This is a genomic window from Rubellimicrobium rubrum (assembly GCF_006152115.1).
Taxonomy (GTDB): domain Bacteria; phylum Pseudomonadota; class Alphaproteobacteria; order Rhodobacterales; family Rhodobacteraceae; genus Rubellimicrobium; species Rubellimicrobium rubrum.
Genome location: NZ_VDFU01000028.1, coordinates 18,961 through 36,579, shown reverse-complemented (window position 1 = coordinate 36,579; position 17,619 = coordinate 18,961). Strand labels below are relative to the sequence as shown.

General features: G+C 67.7%; 16 protein-coding genes. 5 read left to right on the top strand and 11 right to left on the bottom strand.

Going from position 1 to position 17,619, the window contains the following annotated elements:
• Window positions 1–2: 2 nt before the first annotated feature.
• From proS to FHG66_RS17305, 3 genes are all read right to left on the bottom strand, one after another.
• Complete coding sequence (gene proS, locus FHG66_RS17315; RefSeq protein ID WP_139078301.1) at window positions 3–1,343, bottom strand: proline--tRNA ligase; 1,341 nt, start codon at window positions 1,341–1,343, stop codon at window positions 3–5.
• Between the two features lie 101 nt (window positions 1,344–1,444).
• A complete protein-coding gene (locus FHG66_RS17310) occupies window positions 1,445–1,876 on the bottom strand; it encodes a hypothetical protein (protein WP_139078300.1) in 432 nt (143 codons plus the stop codon).
• Window positions 1,877–2,782: 906 nt separating this feature from the next.
• Window positions 2,783–3,169, bottom strand: coding sequence for a cupin domain-containing protein (locus FHG66_RS17305; RefSeq protein ID WP_139078299.1), 387 nt, complete (start codon window positions 3,167–3,169; stop codon window positions 2,783–2,785).
• A gap of 170 nt (window positions 3,170–3,339) precedes the next feature.
• On the opposite strand from FHG66_RS17305, the gene FHG66_RS17300 reads away from it, so the two are divergent.
• The 4 genes from FHG66_RS17300 to FHG66_RS17285 all read left to right on the top strand — a co-directional run bounded on the left by FHG66_RS17300 (window position 3,340) and on the right by FHG66_RS17285 (window position 8,970).
• Window positions 3,340–4,398 (top strand): AI-2E family transporter, encoded by a 1,059-nt coding sequence (locus tag FHG66_RS17300; RefSeq protein ID WP_139078298.1) that lies wholly within the window; start codon window positions 3,340–3,342, stop codon window positions 4,396–4,398.
• Window positions 4,395–5,150: a P-loop NTPase family protein gene (locus tag FHG66_RS17295; protein ID WP_139078297.1), complete on the top strand. Its 756-nt coding sequence runs from the start codon at window positions 4,395–4,397 to the stop codon at window positions 5,148–5,150. Before FHG66_RS17300 ends, FHG66_RS17295 begins: the two co-directional genes overlap by 4 nt.
• A gap of 24 nt (window positions 5,151–5,174) precedes the next feature.
• The gene (locus tag FHG66_RS17290; RefSeq protein WP_139078296.1) at window positions 5,175–7,343 is read left to right on the top strand and encodes an RNA degradosome polyphosphate kinase; all 2,169 of its coding nucleotides are present in this window, start codon (window positions 5,175–5,177) and stop codon (window positions 7,341–7,343) included.
• Window positions 7,344–7,410: 67 nt separating this feature from the next.
• Window positions 7,411–8,970, top strand: coding sequence for a Ppx/GppA family phosphatase (locus FHG66_RS17285; protein ID WP_139078322.1), 1,560 nt, complete (start codon window positions 7,411–7,413; stop codon window positions 8,968–8,970).
• Between the two features lie 30 nt (window positions 8,971–9,000).
• Here the strand turns inward: FHG66_RS17285 and FHG66_RS21710 are convergent, their stop codons facing one another.
• The 6 genes from FHG66_RS21710 to scpA are packed head-to-tail and all read right to left on the bottom strand — an operon-like array spanning window position 9,001 to window position 14,508.
• The gene (locus tag FHG66_RS21710; protein WP_176556318.1) at window positions 9,001–9,537 is read right to left on the bottom strand and encodes a hypothetical protein; all 537 of its coding nucleotides are present in this window, start codon (window positions 9,535–9,537) and stop codon (window positions 9,001–9,003) included.
• Window positions 9,538–9,574: 37 nt separating this feature from the next.
• On the bottom strand, window positions 9,575–10,573 hold the full coding sequence (locus FHG66_RS17275) for an endonuclease/exonuclease/phosphatase family protein (RefSeq protein ID WP_139078295.1): 999 nt from the start codon (window positions 10,571–10,573) through the stop codon (window positions 9,575–9,577).
• Entirely contained in the window at window positions 10,573–11,253 is a 681-nt protein-coding gene (locus FHG66_RS17270) for a molecular chaperone DjiA (RefSeq protein WP_139078294.1), read from the bottom strand. Before FHG66_RS17270 ends, FHG66_RS17275 begins: the two co-directional genes overlap by 1 nt.
• Window positions 11,254–11,279: 26 nt before the next feature.
• The gene (locus tag FHG66_RS17265) at window positions 11,280–11,753 is read right to left on the bottom strand and encodes a GNAT family N-acetyltransferase (protein WP_139078293.1); all 474 of its coding nucleotides are present in this window, start codon (window positions 11,751–11,753) and stop codon (window positions 11,280–11,282) included.
• A complete protein-coding gene (locus FHG66_RS17260) occupies window positions 11,750–12,352 on the bottom strand; it encodes a VOC family protein (protein ID WP_139078292.1) in 603 nt (200 codons plus the stop codon). Before FHG66_RS17260 ends, FHG66_RS17265 begins: the two co-directional genes overlap by 4 nt.
• A 20-nt stretch (window positions 12,353–12,372) precedes the next feature.
• Window positions 12,373–14,508 (bottom strand): methylmalonyl-CoA mutase, encoded by a 2,136-nt coding sequence (gene scpA, locus FHG66_RS17255; RefSeq protein ID WP_139078291.1) that lies wholly within the window; start codon window positions 14,506–14,508, stop codon window positions 12,373–12,375.
• 117 nt (window positions 14,509–14,625) lie between these two features.
• On the opposite strand from scpA, the gene FHG66_RS17250 reads away from it, so the two are divergent.
• Window positions 14,626–15,153 (top strand): DUF4174 domain-containing protein, encoded by a 528-nt coding sequence (locus FHG66_RS17250; RefSeq protein ID WP_246082664.1) that lies wholly within the window; start codon window positions 14,626–14,628, stop codon window positions 15,151–15,153.
• Window positions 15,154–15,157: 4 nt separating this feature from the next.
• On the opposite strand, the gene FHG66_RS17245 is transcribed toward FHG66_RS17250, so the two are convergent.
• Window positions 15,158–17,158 (bottom strand): acetyl-CoA carboxylase biotin carboxylase subunit, encoded by a 2,001-nt coding sequence (locus FHG66_RS17245; RefSeq protein ID WP_139078290.1) that lies wholly within the window; start codon window positions 17,156–17,158, stop codon window positions 15,158–15,160.
• A gap of 96 nt (window positions 17,159–17,254) precedes the next feature.
• The gene (locus FHG66_RS17240; protein ID WP_139078289.1) at window positions 17,255–17,470 is read right to left on the bottom strand and encodes a hypothetical protein; all 216 of its coding nucleotides are present in this window, start codon (window positions 17,468–17,470) and stop codon (window positions 17,255–17,257) included.
• Window positions 17,471–17,619 lie beyond the last annotated feature (149 nt).

Genomic DNA, 17,619 nt, shown 5'->3' with positions numbered 1-17,619 from the left:
TGTCACAGATGGGCGGCGTAGATCTGCGCCACCCGGTCGATCGCGGCCTCGGGCGACATCTCCTCGCTCTCGCCGGTGCGGCGGGAGGTGAGTTCGACCACGCCATTCTTGAGGCCCCGCGGCCCCACGGTGATCCGCCAGGGCAAGCCGATCAGGTCGGTGGTCGCAAACTTCTCGCCCGCCCGCGCGTCGCGGTCGTCGTAGAGCGGATCGAGGCCGCGCGCCCTGAGGCCCGCGTAGATCGCCTCGCAGGCCGCATCCGCCTCTCCGTCGCCCTGCTTGAGGTTGACGATCGCGGCATGGAACGGGGTGACGCCCTCGGGCCAGATGATGCCCTTGTCGTCGTGGCTGGCCTCGATGATCGCGCCGAGGAGGCGGGACACGCCGATGCCATGCGAGCCCATCTCCACCGGCACCTTGCGGCCGTCGGCGGTGGTCACGGTCGCGCCCATCGCCTCGGAGTACTTCGTGCCGAAGTAGAAGATCTGCCCGACCTCGATGCCGCGTCCGACCTTGCGGCGGTCCTCTGGGATCTGGTCGAAGAGCGCCCCGTCATGCGTCTCGTCGGTGCGGGCGTAAAGCGTTGTGAACTCCTGGCAGACGGCCGCGACCTCCTCGCGGTTGTCGTAGTCCACCTCGCGGTTGCCGAGCTTCAGGTCGGTTACGGTCGAGTCGTAGAAGACCTCGGACTCCCCAGTGCTGGCCAGCACCAGGAACTCGTGGGTGTTGTCGCCGCCGATGGGTCCCGAGGCCGCGCGCATCGGGATCGCGGTCAGGCCCATGCGTTCATAGGTCCGGAGATAGCTGACCATGTGGCGGTTGTAGGCGTGCAGGGCCGCGTCACGGTCCACGTCGAAGTTGTAGCCGTCCTTCATGAGGAACTCACGACCCCGCATCACGCCGAAGCGGGGGCGCATCTCGTCCCGGAACTTCCACTGGATGTGGTAGAGCGTGAGCGGCAGGTCCTTGTAGCTGGTCACGTGGCTCCGGAAAATGTCGGTGATCATCTCCTCGTTGGTGGGGCCGTATAGCAGCTCGCGCTTCTGGCGGTCGGTGATGCGGAGCATCTCCTCGCCGTAGTCGTCGTAGCGCCCGGACTCGCGCCAGAGGTCCGCGGTCTGCAGCGTGGGCATCAGGAGCGGGATATGCCCTGCGCGCTGCTGCTCCTCGTTGACGATCTGCTCCACGCGGCGGAGAACCTTCAGGCCGAGCGGGAGCCAGGAATAGATGCCCGCCGCCTGCTGCTTGATCATGCCCGCGCGCAGCATGTAGCGATGCGAGACGATCTGCGCCTCCGCCGGGTTTTCCTTGAGGACGGGGAGAAAGTAGCGGGAGAGGCGCATTCTTGGGTCCTTCACGGCGAAAACGGTCGCGCCGTGTTAGGACAAGGGAACCGGCCGGGCAAGCGCGCGGCTGCCCGGCCATCACTCGTTACTCCCCGGGGTCACTCGGCCGGCGTCAGGGCGGCATCGAACCGCTCGTCCCGCGACAGTGCAGGGGCGGCGCCGAAGCCATGACGGATCACGGTAAACAGGAACACCAACATGGACGCTGCCGTCATGAGCGAACCCAGGATCGCGACGGGCAGGAACTCGGGCCGGCCGGAGAACTCGGCCGCGAGGCCGCCGGTCATCAGGACCACGCCCGGTATAGCCAAAAGGGCATGCACCCGGGGCAGCCAGCCCAGCGCCGCAGCGGGCGTCAGGCGGTAATAGATGGCGAACAGCGCCATCGTCGCCCAGCCCACGAGGTTGAGATGGGCGTGGACCGGCGCATAGGTGAAGTTTTGGGCGATGCCCATCCAGATGCCCAGGGCCATGCCACCCGTGACGCAAAGAACGGCCGCAAGAAAAAATACGAAAGCAATGTCGCGCACGACGCACCCTTTATTCAATATCGACGATCAAGGTCATTTGCAGGAGGCGCGTCAAATTTGGCGCTTCCGAAGACAGGACCCGAAATGTGCCCCGGCTCTGATCCGAATTGAACACCTCGGGCCCTGTGTCCGTCAAGACTGCGCATGGGGGAGGTATGGAATTCCGGAAGTGGCGGGTCACCCATCCGTCAGCCCCGGCCTGGTGAGGCCTTCAAGGATCAGGGTGTAACGAGCGGGGCGTTTGGACGGGGACCGGTCCTGAGATTGGACCGAGTGACGAACCACATGCCTGTAAGCAAGCCCTGCACACACGCAAGAAGGGATTGTTCGGACAGCGCGGGCCTGATCAAAACCATCGGTCCTGCTTGGCTCCCCAATGGGCCGAAGCTGGCCCGCCCAGACCATTCCGGCCCGAAGCCTGGGGACCTTTATTCGTTTGTCGGGGCGCTAATCCATGTCCCCTGCGCAAGGCGTCGGGGTCGGTCCTGCGTCGCGCGGGGCTGGCAATCACGGGCAAACGGATTGGCCGATCCCGATCAACATTCGGGAAAAGACTTTGCTCCGAATGACCGATCAGAACGATCCCTGCGATGATGTCCGTTTCAACGACCGACGTTGAGAAACGGGCGAGGTCCATTCGCATGGACTGGATGGAACAGGGAATCGGACTTCCACGAGGCTGGTAATTCAACTGGAATCCATTCGGCTTCTTCTGCCTTTGCCCAGCCTGTTACGGCGAACGATGGTCAGTCGGTCCTTCAAGACGACGGACTGTGCCTGAACCGGGCGTGTGGGCAGCGGCGACCCTGCCCACAAGCCAGCAGCCCGGCGACTTGGCTTCGAGCCACCGCCTTCCCTGCAGGGTTCGCCACCCCTGCCGGGTTCAGCCCCAAGCAGCCGCCGCCATCATTCGGCGGCAAGGCCCAGATCGTGCCGGGTCAGCGCAGCGATGAGCCGGAGCTCGGTGACGGCCCGAACCTCGTGCGTGGTGCCGCAGGGGATCAACAGGCTTTCGCCAGCCCGGCGGCGCAGGATGCGGTCGGGCATGCGGAACTCAGCTATTCCGGACACGACCAGGCAGACTTCGTCCTCATGGGCGTGGCAATGGGGCGCGATGCAGGTTCCGGCCCTGATGGTCGCGTGCACGGCGCTGAGGGCTCCGGTGTCCTGGGACGACAAGGTGGTATGGAAAGTGATCGGACCGGGCTGCAGGCCTGCCGCCCCGAGCAGGTCACGGGCCATGGCGGCGGAATGGTCGGACACGACGGACAGGCCGCGGGCGAAAGCGTTCATCGGGAACTCCGTTCGAAATGGGAACGTGAAACGGTTTAATGCGCCGACGCTATGCGGGTCTGCCAATCCGATGAAGTCGGGTTTCCCCGACCCCGCGCCTGTCGCCCATCCTTGCCAAGCCTTATGACGTCGGCCAAATCTGGACAGAACTTGGAGAGGGGCGCGCCACGATGGCCGTGACGGTCGGGCAGCAGGCACGGATCTGGGGCGTCGCGGCGCTCGTGTTCTTCCTGCTGCTCTGGTTTCTGGGCGCCGTGCTCCTGCCCTTCATCCTGGGCGCGATCGTGGCCTATCTGCTCGACCCCATCGCCGACAGGTTGGAGCGGGCCGGGGTCAGGCGAGTTTGGGCGGTGGTGCTGATCACGCTCTGCGCTCTTTTGGCCATCGTGATCGCGAGCCTGATCATCGTGCCCACGCTGGTGAACCAGGCGACCGCCCTGATCCAGATCGCCCCGGACCTCGTGACCCGCACCGGAACCTGGCTGACGGCCCGCTTTCCCACGCTGGTCGAGGCGGACAGCCCCCTTCGCCAGCAGATCACCGAACTGGGAACAGGAATTCAGGAACGGGCGGGCACGCTCCTCAACACGATCCTGAGCTCTGCCGTGGGCGTCATCAACGGACTCCTGATCGTCGTGGTGGTCCCGGTCGTGACCTTCTATCTCCTGCTCGACTGGGACTCGATGGTCGCGCGGATCGACGATCTCCTCCCACGCGAACATGCGCCCACGATCCGGGCCCTGGCGCATGAGATGGACGACCGGCTCGCGGCCTTCATCCGGGGCCAGGGCCTCGTCTGCCTCATCCTAGGGACATATTATGCCGTGGCGCTGGCGCTGGTGGGGCTGAACTTCGGCCTCGTGATCGGAGCCATCGCCGGGGCGCTGACCTTCATTCCTTATGTGGGCGCGCTGGTGGGCGGGCTGCTGGCCATCGGGCTTGCGCTGTATCAGTTCTGGGGAGACTGGATCTGGGTGGTGGCGGTCTGGGCCATCTTCCAGTCCGGCCAGTTCGTCGAAGGCAACTTCCTGACCCCCAAGCTCGTGGGGGAACGGGTGGGCGTGCATCCGGTCTGGCTGCTGTTCGCGCTGTCGGCCTTTGGCGCGCTGTTCGGCTTTCTGGGCGTGATCGTGGCCGTGCCGGTCGCGGCGGTGCTGGGCGTCCTCGTTCGCTTTGCGATCGCCAAGTACAAGGAAAGCCGCATCTACCAGGGTGCGCGGCTGCCATGACCGACGAGCAGCTGAGCTTTCTTGCGGCCGACGACTGGCCAGAGAAACAACGTCGGGTGCCGCGCACGACCGCCCCCGCGCTCGATGCGGAGCAGTTGAGCTTTGACTGGGCGCTGCCGGTTTCCCTGGGACCCGAAGACTTCTTCGTGTCCGACTCGAACGCGGACGCTCATGCCATGATTGCAGGCGGGCTGCGCTGGCCTGACGGCAAGTTGGCTCTCGTGGGGCCAGAGGGATCAGGCAAGACCCATCTCGTGCGGATCTGGCAGGGCCTGACCGGAGCCGAGAGGCGGGACGCGCGCGAACTTTCCCCCGACCTGCCCGTCCCCGGTGCGGCAATCGCGGTGGAAGATCTCGAAGCCCTGCCCCGCGAATCCGAGACCGCCCTGTTCCACTTGCACAACCATCTCGTCTCCACCGGGGGACGGCTTCTGCTGACCTCGGACCGACCCCCCGCACGTTGGGGGGTCCGGCTCCCCGACCTCGCCTCGCGCATGGAGGCCACGACGGTGGTGCGGCTGGACCCTCCGGACGATACCTTGGTCGAGGCTTTGCTCGCCAAGCAATTCGCGGACCGGCAGTTGTTCCCGGCTCCCGGCGTGCTGACCTTCGTTGCGCGGCGAATCGAGCGGTCCCACGCCGCCGCCGCCGGCGCGGTCGCGACCCTGGATCGGGCCAGCTTGTCCGAGGGCCGGCGGGTCAGCCTCGCATTGGCGCGGCGGGTCCTCGACAGCGGCGAGCCTGCGTCCTAGCCTTTGGGCTCCAGGAGATCCCCGATGCCCGACGCCGACTTCCTCAAGGCGCCCTTTCCGTCCCCCCTTGCCTCGCCCGCCGACATGACGGGCCCTGCCCGCTTCTTCAACCGGGAGCTCTCGTGGCTGGGCTTCAACTGGCGCGTCCTGGAGGAGGCGCAGAACCCGCGCGTGCCGCTTCTCGAACGGCTGCGGTTCCTGTCGATCTCGGCCACCAACCTCGATGAGTTCTACACCGTGCGCGTCGCGGGCCTGCGGGAGCTGGCGCGGGCCGGAAACACGACGCCGTCGCCGGACGGCCTGACCCCGGCCCGGCAACTGGCCCTGATCGACGCCGAGGCACGCCGGCTCATCGCGCGCCAGCAGGCCACCTGGGAGGTGCTCAAGGCCAAGATGGCGCAGGAAGGGATCGTGATCCTCACCCGTGCCGACGTGACGGACGAGGACCGGCCCTTCCTGGAGGATGTCTTCCTCAGTCGCGTCTTCCCCATCCTGTCGCCCCTGGCCATCGACCCGGCGCACCCGTTCCCCTTCATCCCGAACGAGGGCTTCGCTCTTGCCCTGTCGCTGGAGCGGACGGGCGAGAGGCGTTCGCTGCGCGCGCTGCTGCCGCTACCTCCGCAAGTGGACCGCTTCGTGCCGCTGCCCACGGCCGGGGGCCAGCGCTTCCTTCCGCTCGAGGAGCTTTTGCTGCTGCATCTCGACCGGTTGTTTCCGGGCTACCGGGTCACCGGTTCCTGCGCCTTCCGGGTGCTCCGCGACAGCGACCTGGAGGTCGAGGACGAGGCCGAGGATCTCGTGCGCGAGTTCGAGACGGCGCTGAAGCGGCGGCGGCGGGGCGAGGTCGTTCGCCTCAAGATCACCGCCGGGGCGCCGCCCTCCTTGCGGACCCTGGTCATGGACAACCTGACCGTGGAGCCGCAGGAGGTCGTGGAGGTGGACCGGATGCTGGGCATCGGGAGCCTGTCGGAACTGGTGCTCGATTCCCGCCCGGACCTGCTGTGGCCGCCCTTCCTCCCCCGCGTCCCCGAACGGGTGCAGGACCATGGCGGCGACATCTTTGCCGCGATCCGGCAAAAGGACATGCTGCTCCACCACCCCTACGAGACCTTCGACACCGTGGTCCGCTTCCTCCAGCAGGCGGCGCGGGACCCGGATGTCGTGGCGATCAAGCAGACGCTTTACCGGACATCGCGCAACAGCCCCATCGTGGACGCTCTCTGCGAGGCGGCCGAGGATGGGAAGTCGGTGACGGCGCTGGTGGAGTTGAAGGCCCGATTCGACGAGGCCGCCAACATCCGCCAGTCGCGGCGGCTCGAACGGGCCGGCGCGCACGTCGTCTACGGCTTCACGACCCTCAAGACCCATGCCAAGGTCAGCGTCGTCGTCCGCCGCGAGGGGGACCGGCTGGTCACCTACACCCATTTCGGCACCGGCAACTACCACCCGATCACGGCACGCATCTATACGGACCTGTCGCTGTTCTCGACGGACCCGCGGCTTGGGCGAGATGCGACGAAGCTCTTCAACTACGTGGGCGGCTACGCGACCCCCGAGGGGATGGAGAACCTCGCCATCTCTCCGCTGACGCTCAAGCCCCGGCTCCTGGAGATGATCGCCGCCGAGGCCGAGCACGCCCGCGCCGGGCGGCCCGCGGCGATCTGGCTCAAGGCCAATTCCATCACCGAGGAAAGCCTGATCGACGCGCTTTATGCGGCATCGCAGGCGGGGGTGAAGGTCAGCGTGATCGCGCGCGGCATCTGCTGCCTGCGTCCTGGCATTGCAGGGCTGAGCGAGAATATCCGCGTCAAGTCGATCATTGGCCGCTTCCTGGAGCATTCGCGCATCGTCTGCTTCGGCAATGGCTATGGCCTCCCCGCGCGGCGGGCGCGGGTGTTCCTGTCGTCGGCCGACTGGATGGGCCGGAACATGGACCGCCGCGTGGAGTCGCTGGTCGAGGCCATGAACCCCACCGTCAAGGCGCAGATCGTGGACCAGATCATGGCTGCCAACCTTGCCGACGTGGCGCAGTCCTGGGTCATGAACCCCGACGGCAGCTTCGCCCGCGCGCGCCAGCCCGACGACGGCCACGGCTTCTCATGCCACAAGTTCTTCATGGAGAACCCGTCCCTATCGGGGCGGGGCTCCAAGGGGGCGGCGGACGTGCGCCCCCTAACCCTGGGCGAGCCTTGAGCGGGCATTGACGCCCGCTGCCGCCGCCCCAACTCAGCCCAAGACCAAGATCAGGAATACCATGACCATGGCTCCCGACGCCGCCCTCGAGTACGGCGCCCCGCCACCTTCCGCTTGGGGAGAGGCCCGATCCCTGTTCGACGGAAGCGCTGGCGAGACCCTGCATGTGGGCGTGATCGATGTGGGCTCGAACTCGGTCCGCTTCGTGGTCTTCGACGGGGCCGCGCGCTCTCCGGCATACTTCTACAACGAAAAGATCATGTGCGCCCTGGGCTCGGGCCTGAGCGAGTCGGGCCGGCTCAATCCCAAGGGCCGCGTGCGGGCGCTGGACGCGCTGTGCCGCTTCGCGGCGCTGGCACGGGGCATGGGGCTTGAGACGATGATGGCCGTGGCGACCGCAGCGGTGCGCGAAGCCGAGGACGGTCCCGCCTTCGTGGCCGAGGTGGAGCGGCGCACCGGCCTGCAGCTGCAGGTCATCCCCGGGGACGAGGAGGCGCGACTTTCGGCCCAGGGGGTGCTGCTGGGCTGGCCGGGCAGCTATGGCCTCGTCTGCGATATTGGCGGCGCGTCCATGGAGTTGGCCGACCTCGCGCAGGGGCGCGTCGGGCGGCGGGTGACCTCGCCCCTGGGCGGGCTCAAGCTGCAGGAGGTCAAGGGCGGCCCCAAGGTGCTGTCCGCCCACATCGCCAAGGTCATGGCGCGGCTTCACGCCGACATGGACCATGAGACGGGGATGCGCCTGTTCCTCGTCGGGGGGTCATGGCGGGCCATCGCCCGCGTGGACATGGACCGGCGGAACTGGCCGCTGACGGTGCAGCACGAATACCGCATGACCCCCGCCGCCGTCGCGGCCACCAAGGCCTATATCGAGAAGGCGGACTTGGGCGCGCTCCAGCGGAAGCTCGGCATCTCGGGCGACCGCATGGCCCTGGTGCCGGTGGCGGTTCAGGTGCTGGACGAATTGGTCCGCGTCTTCAAGCCCAAGGACATCGCCGTGTCCTCCTATGGCATCCGCGAGGGGATGCTCTACGAACGGATGCCCCCCGCCCTGCGCGAGCGCGACCCCCTGCTCGAGGCCTGCCGATTCCAGGAGCGGCGGGACGCCCGGCTGCCCGGCTTCGGGCGGGTGCTCTTCAACTTTGTCCTGCCGCTCTTTCCCGACGCCGATTGGCAGCGCCGTCGCATTATCGAGGCGGCCTGCCTGCTGCATGACGTGAACTGGCGCGCGCACCCCGACTACCGCGCCGAAACCTGCGTGGACGCGGCCACCCGCGCCAACCTGGGCGGCATCAAGCACGAGGAACGGGTCTACATGGGCCTCGCGCTCATGTACCGCTATTCCTCCCGGCGCGAGGGGACGCGGTTCGACGCCCTGTTCAAGCTGCTGTCGGACGCCGACGCGCGCGAGGCCGAGGTTCTGGGCCGCGCCATGCGGCTGGGCGCGATGCTCTGGCTCGGGGCGCATGACGCACCCGGCGTGTTCCGCTGGCGGCCCGAGAAGAAGACCCTCACCCTTACGGTCGAGGCTCGGGCACGGCCCCTGTTCGGAGAGGTCGCCAAATCACGCCTCGACGCCCTGGCTCAAGCCATGGGCGCGGAGGCCAAGGTCGCCTTTACTGACGACTGAGCCGCCTGTCCGGCGACCGCACCGAACCGGTCAGAGCTCGACCTCGGGCCCGATGGACTGCCCGTCCAGATCAAGGTTCGGGGCGGGGTCCGCTTCGGGAGGCGGCGTCAGATCGAATTCGGGTTCCCGTTCAGGCCGTTCCGACTGTGGCCTCTCCGGTTCGCTTGGTTCGACTGGGGGCTCAGGGGAAAGCTCCGGCTCTGGCGCGCTGTCCGGTTCGGCATCGGTCTCCGAAGGTGTCCATGCCGGGGCATCGGGACTGCGGCGCAGGACGATGTCGCCATTGGGCAGGATCTCGGGCGACTCGTAGTTGGTGATGGAGTCGACCCGGCCAAGGACATCGACGAAAGCCGGCCCCATCTCCTGCGCTAGGATCTGGAAGGTCGGCAGGACCTCGGCGCTGATGCCAGCGAGTTCCTGAAGCGGCGGTGCGACCTCTTCGAGCAGCCCCCGCAGGATCATGTCGGCCCCCTGGTCAAGCAGGCTCCCCCCATCCTCCGAGTCCTGGGCTACGACGGGGAGGGCCAAGAGCGTGGCGGCGAAGGCGAATGGCAAAAGGCGTGTCATGCCCCGGATATAGGGCGCGCTACGCTGCGTTTAAGGCTCAAAGGTCGAGCGTGACCGGGAAATGATCCGAGGCGTGCAGCAGGGCGCTTCGCAGATCCTCGTTCTTCCAGCAGGCCGGATCGTCGAAAGGGTGCCAGATCCGCCAGCGGGGCCGCTGGGCCCTGATATCGGGCGAGACCATGATGTAATCGAGCAGCGCCGACAGCCAGCGTCCGTCCGGCGGCATGCGGAAACGCGCGGTGGCCGGCGCGGCCGCGGTCGGGCCGCTGAGCGCCTGGGCAGCGTGTGGGTCGAACAGGCGGGTGCCGCCGTTCTCTCCCAGCACGATCTCCACGCCCGAACGGCCAAAGAGCGTCTCGAACTCGTCCAGACCCGGACCGTCGTTGAAGTTCCCCAGGACCACCAGCGATTCGTTCGCCGCAAGGTGCCGGTCCACCCGCGCCCGAAGCCAGAGGCATTGAGCCAGTTGCTTGCGGCGGTTCTCGATGGCAATGCGGCGAGCCTGCGCCTCGTTCCCCGCGCCGTGGGGAGCCTTGGACTTGGCGTGGACCCCGATCAGGCGCAGATCCCGCCCCTCGCTGGTGCGAAGGGCCACCTCCAGCGGGGGCTTGGACCAGGTAACAGGCTCGGGCTGACCGTCACCGTCGAGATCGACGCGGAAGGCGCTGTCGAATGGCGGCGGATCGCCATCCTGCGGATCGTGGACGGCGTCGATCCTGTCCGGGTCGAAGATCAGCGCGATCTCCTGCTGGGAGCCGCTGGGGAAGCCCATCAGCACCTTGCGCGCCCTGAGGTCGAAGCGGCGCGCGAAGCCGGCCAAGGCCTCTGCACCGTCACGTTTGCGATGCCGGGCGTCCGGAGCCTCGATGATCATCACCGCGTCGGCGTCCAGCGCCCGGAAGACCCGGCCCAACGCAACGGTCTGCTCATGCCGCGTGACACCTTCGCGGCCGCTAACGGCGCCGTCGTCCCACAAGCGTCCCTTGTTGTCGAACAGCGTGTCGAACCACTGGACGTTGTAGGTCGCCAGCCGCATCAAGCCGCCTTGGCCGAGATCTGCTCCCAAGCGCGGTTAATGCAGATGAGCCGCTTCTCGGCCATGCGGATCGCCTCTTCGGGGAGGCCGTGGGCGATGAGGCGGTCGGGATGCGTCTCGCGGACCAGTGACCGCCATGCGGCGCGGACCTGATCCATCGGCGCGCCATGGGGGACACCCAGCACGTCATACGGGTCGCGCTCGGCGTCGGGGACGAACTCGGCGCGGATGCGCATGAACTCGTGGTCGGGGAGGTCGAAGATCTGCGCGACGCGGAGGAGGAACTGGTTCTCCTCGGGGTGGTAGTCGCCGTCGGCCACGGCGATGTGGAACAGCCCCTCCAGCAGGTCGGCCAGTTGCACGGCCCCTTCCCCGAACATCCGCCGGATCCGGCTGGCGTAATCCTCGAACCCGGCGATGTCCCGGCGAGCCAGATCATACACGCGGGCGACGTTCGCTTCCTCCCCTTCCGGGATGATGAAGACCTCGCGGAACGCGGCAACCTCGTTTTTCGTGACAAGGCCGTCGGCCTTGGCGATCTTGGCCCCCAGCGCGACCATGGCTATGGCAAAGCCCACCGTCTTCTCGGGCGGGGTGTGCAGCCGTTCGAACAGCGTGGACAGGCCATCGCCGCCTCCGAGGCTCGCAAGGAGGTCCATGACGCGCGTCCAGATGGACATCAGGCGAAATCTCCGCGGTTCCGAGGTCACAGCCGACGCCCCATCAGCACGAGGTCCAGCCAGCGTCCGAACTTGTAGCCCACCTCGGGCAGGCGTCCATATGCCTGGAACCCGCAGGCGGCATGGAAGGCGATGGCCGCCTCGTTCTCGGCGCTGATCGCGCCGATCATGGCATGTTTGCCCTGCGCGGCGGCAGCCTGCGCGAGGGCGTCCATCAGGCTGCGGCCGATGCCCCGACTTCGTGCATTCGGCGCAAGAAGGATCGTGTGCTCCACGGTGCGGGTATAACCGTTCCCGGCGCGAAAGGGAAAGCAGCGGGCAAAGCCCAGCACGCGCCCATCGTCCGCCCAGACAAGGAACGGGTCTTCACCCTGGGTCAGCGCGGCGATCTCCTCCTCGGAGCGTTCGGTGGTGTGGAAGATGTGGGTCGTTTCCCGGATGACGGGGGTCCAGATGGCATGAAGGTCGCCCGCGTCGGTGGGCAAGGCGGGACGGATCACAGCGTGACCTCGCCCCTGGGGGTCAGGAAGCGGGCGCGCAAGGATGGCTCGTCGGTTGTGATGATGGATAGGCGCGGGTCCGTAAGGCCGGCCAGAAGTTGCTTCAGACGCGGCGCGCGGGGGTGGCCCACCTCCAGCCCGATCAGCCTGACGCCCTTGTCCGGAAGCCGGTCGGCGGGATGCAGGCCGGGACTCCATCGGATCAGCGTCGGATGGGCTCCGCCCCAGGGAAGGCTGCCGTCCGGCGGGACCGTCACGGTCCAGGACAGGTCGCCCCGCGACAGGGGTAGCGCCTCGCCCACCTCGGGCGGCGCATCGGCGAGCGCGGCATCGAGGTCCGGCACGCGCACGATCCAGTTGCCCAGCCGGGGGTCACCAGCATGGTCGAGGTCGAACCACCGCGTCACGGCGGGGGCGGTCCCCGGCTCGGGCGCGATCACCTCCAGGTAGAGACCGGGGCCGAGGGACAGGAGACGGTTCCACGTCCCAAATCGCTCATGCCGCCCGCCGGGGTCGAGAGGCACGCCCAGGCGCTCCTCCACCCAAGCCGCGCCCTCCTCCAGAGAGGCGCAGGTCACGGCGAGGTGGTCGATTTCCATGGGCGCGGATCCTTGGTCAGTCACTGCGCCGGTTGAAGCCGTCCTTGGCGGATAAGGTCAAGGACCTCCTTGGCGGCCTTGGGGATGGAGGTGCCGGGCCCGAAGATCGCCTTGACCCCCGCCGCCCTGAGCGCCGCATGATCCTGCGCCGGGATGACTCCGCCGCAGACGACCAGGATCTCCTCTGCGCCCGCTTTGCGCAGGGCCTCCACGAGGCGCGGCGCAAGGGTGAGGTGCCCCGCCGCCTGGCTGGAAATCCCGACCACATGCACGTCGTTGTCCAGCGCGTCCTGTGCCGCTTCCTCGGGGGTCTGGAATAGCGGACCTACATCTACGTCGAAGCCGAGGTCGGCAAAGGCGGTGGCGATGACCTTGGCGCCTCGGTCGTGGCCGTCCTGGCCCATCTTGACCACCAGCATTCGGGGCCGACGGCCCTCCTCCTCGGCGAAGCGGTCGATCTCGGCGCGGATGGCGTCGAAGCCTTCGTCCCCGTCCCAGGCCTGGCCATAGACACCGTTCAGGGTCCGGACTTCGGCGCGGTGGCGGCCGAAGACGTCCTCCAGCGCCTGGCTGATCTCTCCGACGGTGGCGCGCGCCCGGGCGGCGGGGATGGCAAGCTCCAGAAGGTTGCCGTTGGCGCGGGCCCCTTCGCGCAATGCGTCGAGAGCGGCCTGACAAGCTGCCTCGTCTCGGGACGCGCGGACCTGGCGGAGCCGCTCGATCTGATTGGCGCGGACGGCGTGGTTGTCGATGGCCCGGATGTCGATGGGCTCCTCGCCGTCGGCGCGGTACTTGTTGACGCCGACGATGACCTCCTCGCCCCGGTCGATCCTGGCCTGCCGTCTCGCGGCGGTTTCCTCGATCCGCAGCTTGGGCATCCCCGACGCGACCGCCTTGGTCATGCCGCCCATCGCCTCGACCTCCTCCATGAGCGCCCACGCGGCCTCGGCCATCTCGTGGGTCAGGGCCTCGACGTAGTAGGAGCCGCCGAGGGGATCGACGACCTTGGTCACGCCGGTCTCCTCCTGCAGGATCAATTGCGTGTTCCGCGCGATCCGGGCGGCAAAGTCCGAGGGCAGCGCCATCGCCTCGTCGAAGGAGTTGGTGTGCAGCGACTGGGTGCCGCCCAGCACGGCCGCCATGGCCTCGTAGGCGGTGCGGACCACGTTGTTCATCGGGTCCTGCTCCTGCAGCGATACCCCCGAGGTCTGGCAATGGGTCCGAAGCATGAGGCTTTCGGGTTTACTGGCGCCGAAGCCGGACATGATCCGATGCCAGAGGAGGCGTGCCGCCCGCAGCTTGGCCGCTTCGGCAAAGAAGTTCATGCCGATGGCGAAGAAGAACGACAGGCGCGGCGCGAAGCTGTCCACGTCGAGCCCCCGCGCCAGGGCGGCGCGCACGTATTCACGCCCATCCGCCAGCGTGAAGGCCAGCTCCTGCACGAGGTTCGCCCCGGCCTCCTGCATATGGTAGCCCGAGATGGAAATGCTGTTGAACCGGGGCATCTCGCGGGCGGTGTAATCGATGATGTCGGCCACGATCCGCATGGAGGGCTCGGGCGGATACACATAGGTGTTCCGCACCATGAACTCCTTGAGGATGTCGTTTTGCACGGTGCCCGACAGGACCGCGCGGGGGACGCCCTGCTCCTCTCCCGCGACGATGAAGCTGGCAAGGATCGGAATGATCGCGCCGTTCATGGTCATCGACACCGACACGCGGTCGAGCGGGATGCCGTCGAACAGGATCCGCATATCCTCGACCGAGTCGATAGCCACGCCCGCCTTGCCGACGTCCCCTTCGACGCGTGGATGGTCGCTGTCATAACCCCGATGGGTGGCGAGGTCGAAAGCCACCGAGACGCCCTGCTGCCCGGCGGCCAGCGCCTTGCGGTAAAAGGCGTTCGACTCCTCGGCGGTGGAAAAGCCCGCGTACTGGCGGATCGTCCAGGGGCGGCCTGCATACATCGTGGCGCGCACTCCGCGCACGAAGGGCCCCTCGCCGGGCAGGCCGGTGTCCGGAAGGCCGGCCGTGTCCTCGGGGGTGTAGAGCGGCTTGACCGCCAGTCCCTCCAGCGTGCGCCATGTCAGCGCGTCCGGCGAGCGGCCCCTGAGCTCTGCCCTCGCCCGCTCCTCCCAAGACGACAAGTCACCCATCGCGTGCCTCCCTTGGTTTGTGATCCCTGTTTTGCATGTGCGGCGCGCTGCGCCAAGCCGCGGGGTGTTGCGGCCTTGAATACCGCGCATCTTAGCAAGAGGCGGCCGGAGGCCTATATGGGGATCATGCTCCGTATGGCCGCCCTCCTGCTTTTCGCCGCAAGTCCCGCCTGGTCCCAGGATGTCTTGCCTGATCCCGATCCGATAGCAGCGGACTCTCCCGCCGTTCCGGAGGTTCCTGCCGATCCCGTGGCGGCCTGGGAGGCCGACCGGACGACGATCCTCGATGCGGCCGAGGTGGACCTCGAGGCCTTCGAATACCTGGCCCGGCCACTGGTGGTGTTTGCCGACAACCCGCGCCAGCCGCAGGTGGCCGAGCAGTTGCGCCTGATCGAGGCCGACCTGAATACGTTGGCACTTCGCGACGTGGTGGTGATCGTCGACACCGATCCCGATGCCCGCAGCGCCGTCCGACAGACGTTGCGGCCGCGTGGGTTCGGCCTCGTTCTCGTGGACAAGGACGGGCGGGTCACCCTCCGCCGCCCCGCCCCGCTGTCGGTGCGCGAGATCGCCCGCGCCATCGATCGCACACCGATCCGGCAGGAGGAACTGCGGAACGGGCGCAGTTCGACTAAAGCCGAGTAGGGGTTCAGGCGAATTCCAAGATCACCTGATCGACCGCCAGCGTCTCGCCCTCGCGGGCCTTGACGGCGCGGACCGTGCCGCGTCGTTCGGCCTTGAGCGTGTTCTCCATCTTCATGGCTTCGACCGTGGCGAGGGCCTGACCCTCCTCCACCTCCTCGCCCTCGCTGACCAGCAGCCGCGTGAGCAGCCCCGGCATCGGGCAGAGGAGCGACTTGGAGGTGTCGGGCGGCAGCTTGACGGGCATCAGCGCCGCCAGTTGTGCCTCGTGTGGGGTGCGGACATGCACGCGAAGGTCCGCGCCATGCGTCCGCAGGCGGAAGCCGCCCGTCGCTTTCTGGACCTTGAGCACCAGAGGTCGGCCGTCCACCGTTAGACGGGCCAAGCCCTGCCCAGGTGTCCATCCGCCCTCGACCCGCAGGGTCGGCCCATCCTCGAAAGTCACGTCCGATCCGCCGGGCTCGGCCAGGATGGCGACGCGATGCGGCTCGTCCCCGATCTGGACCACCCAGTCCGAGCCGACCTTGCGCTCGTGATTGTCGAGACGGCCCGAGATGCGCGCGCGCCGGATCTCGGCCACGCGATGCATGGCGACGGCTGCAGCGGCAATGCGGCGCATCTCTGCGTCGGGAAGAGTGACCCCCTTGAAGCCGTCGGGCCATTCCTCGGCGATGAAGGCCGTGGTGAGGCGCCCCTCGCGAAAGCGCGGATGCTCCATGACGGCCGCCAGGAAGGGCAGGTTGTGTCCGATCCCCTCCACCTCAAAGGCGTCGAGCGCCTCGCCCATCGCGTCGATGGCCTGTTCGCGCGTCGCCGCCCAGGCGCAGAGCTTGGCGATCATCGGATCGTAGAAGCGGCTGATCTCCCCACCTTCATAGACCCCGGTGTCGTTGCGGATCACAGCATCGCCCCGGGTGCCCTCGGCCGGCGGGCGGTAGCGGGTCAGGCGTCCGGTGGAGGGCAGGAACTTTCGGAATGGGTCCTCGGCGTAGAGACGGCTTTCGACGGCCCAGCCGTTGAGCGGGATCTCCTCTTGCGCGAACGGCAAGGGCTCTCCGGCGGCGACGCGGATCATCTGCTCCACGAGGTCGATACCGGTGATGAGCTCGGTGACCGGATGCTCCACCTGCAGGCGGGTGTTCATCTCCAGGAAGTAGAAGTTGCGGTCGCCGTCCACGATGAATTCGACGGTGCCGGCCGACTCATAGCCCACGGCGCGGGCGAGCGCGCAGGCCTGCTCGCCCATGGCCTTGCGGGTGGCCTCGTCGAGGAAGGGGCTCGGCGCCTCCTCCACGACCTTCTGGTTCCGCCGCTGGATGGAGCATTCGCGCTCGTGCAGGTAGACCGTGTTGCCGTGCTTGTCGGCAAGGACCTGGATTTCGATGTGACGGGGCTGGTCCACGAACTTCTCGATGAAGATACGGTCGTCGCCGAAGCTGGCGGCCGCCTCGTTCTTCGAGGCCTGGAAGCCCTCGCGCGCCTCGGTGTCGGACCAGGCGATGCGCATGCCCTTGCCGCCGCCTCCGGCGCTCGCCTTGATCATCACGGGGTAGCCAATCCCCCCGGCGATCTGCACGGCCTCCTCGGCGTCGGCGATCAGGCCCATATGGCCGGGAACGGTGCTCACGCCCGCCTCGGCCGCGATCTTCTTGGAGGTGATCTTGTCGCCCATCGCTTCGACCGCCGAGGCCGGGGGGCCGATGAAGGCCACGCCCGCCTCGGCCAGCGCGGCGGCAAAGCGCGGATTCTCGGACAGGAAGCCATAGCCGGGGTGGACGGCCTGCGCCCCGCTAGCGCGGACGGCTTCCATCACGCGGTCGATGTTGATGTAGCTTTGCGCTGCGGGCGCGGGGCCGATCAGGTAGGCCTCGTCCGCCATCTGCACATGCAGGGCGCGGGCGTCGGCCTCGCTGTAGATGGCCACGGTCCGGATCCCGAGTCGGCGGGCGGTCTTGATGACGCGGCAAGCGATCTCGCCACGGTTGGCGATCAGGATCTTCTGGAACATTCGGGCCATCTTCCGGGCGGGGTTGACATGAAAAAGGCCGCCGGGGCGCGAACCCCGGCGGCCTTGACGACGATCAGGGGCCAGTCGCCCCTGGAATCAGTAGCAGTTCGGAGCGCCGGGCGTGACGTTGCAGACGACCGCGCCAGCAGCCGCGCCGTAGAGCGCGCCTTCGGCGAGACTGCCATCGGTCGCCGCCGCAACGGCGCCGCCGATCGCGGCACCGGTAGCCGCGCGCTCCACGTCCGTCTCGCCGCAGGCGGCGAGGGTCGCGGCGACGGCCAAGACGCCGAACAGGCGGAGGGTGATTGCCATGAAAGTTCTCCAGATGGTGTGGCCCCAGATACGGGCAGGGATGCCATTCTCAACGAGGGGGTGCAAGGCAGGGTTTCCCGCCCTGCGGGAAATCCCGCCGGAGCCGTGGCAGTTGATCCCAGGTTCCCGGCAGTCCTGGACCGCAGCCC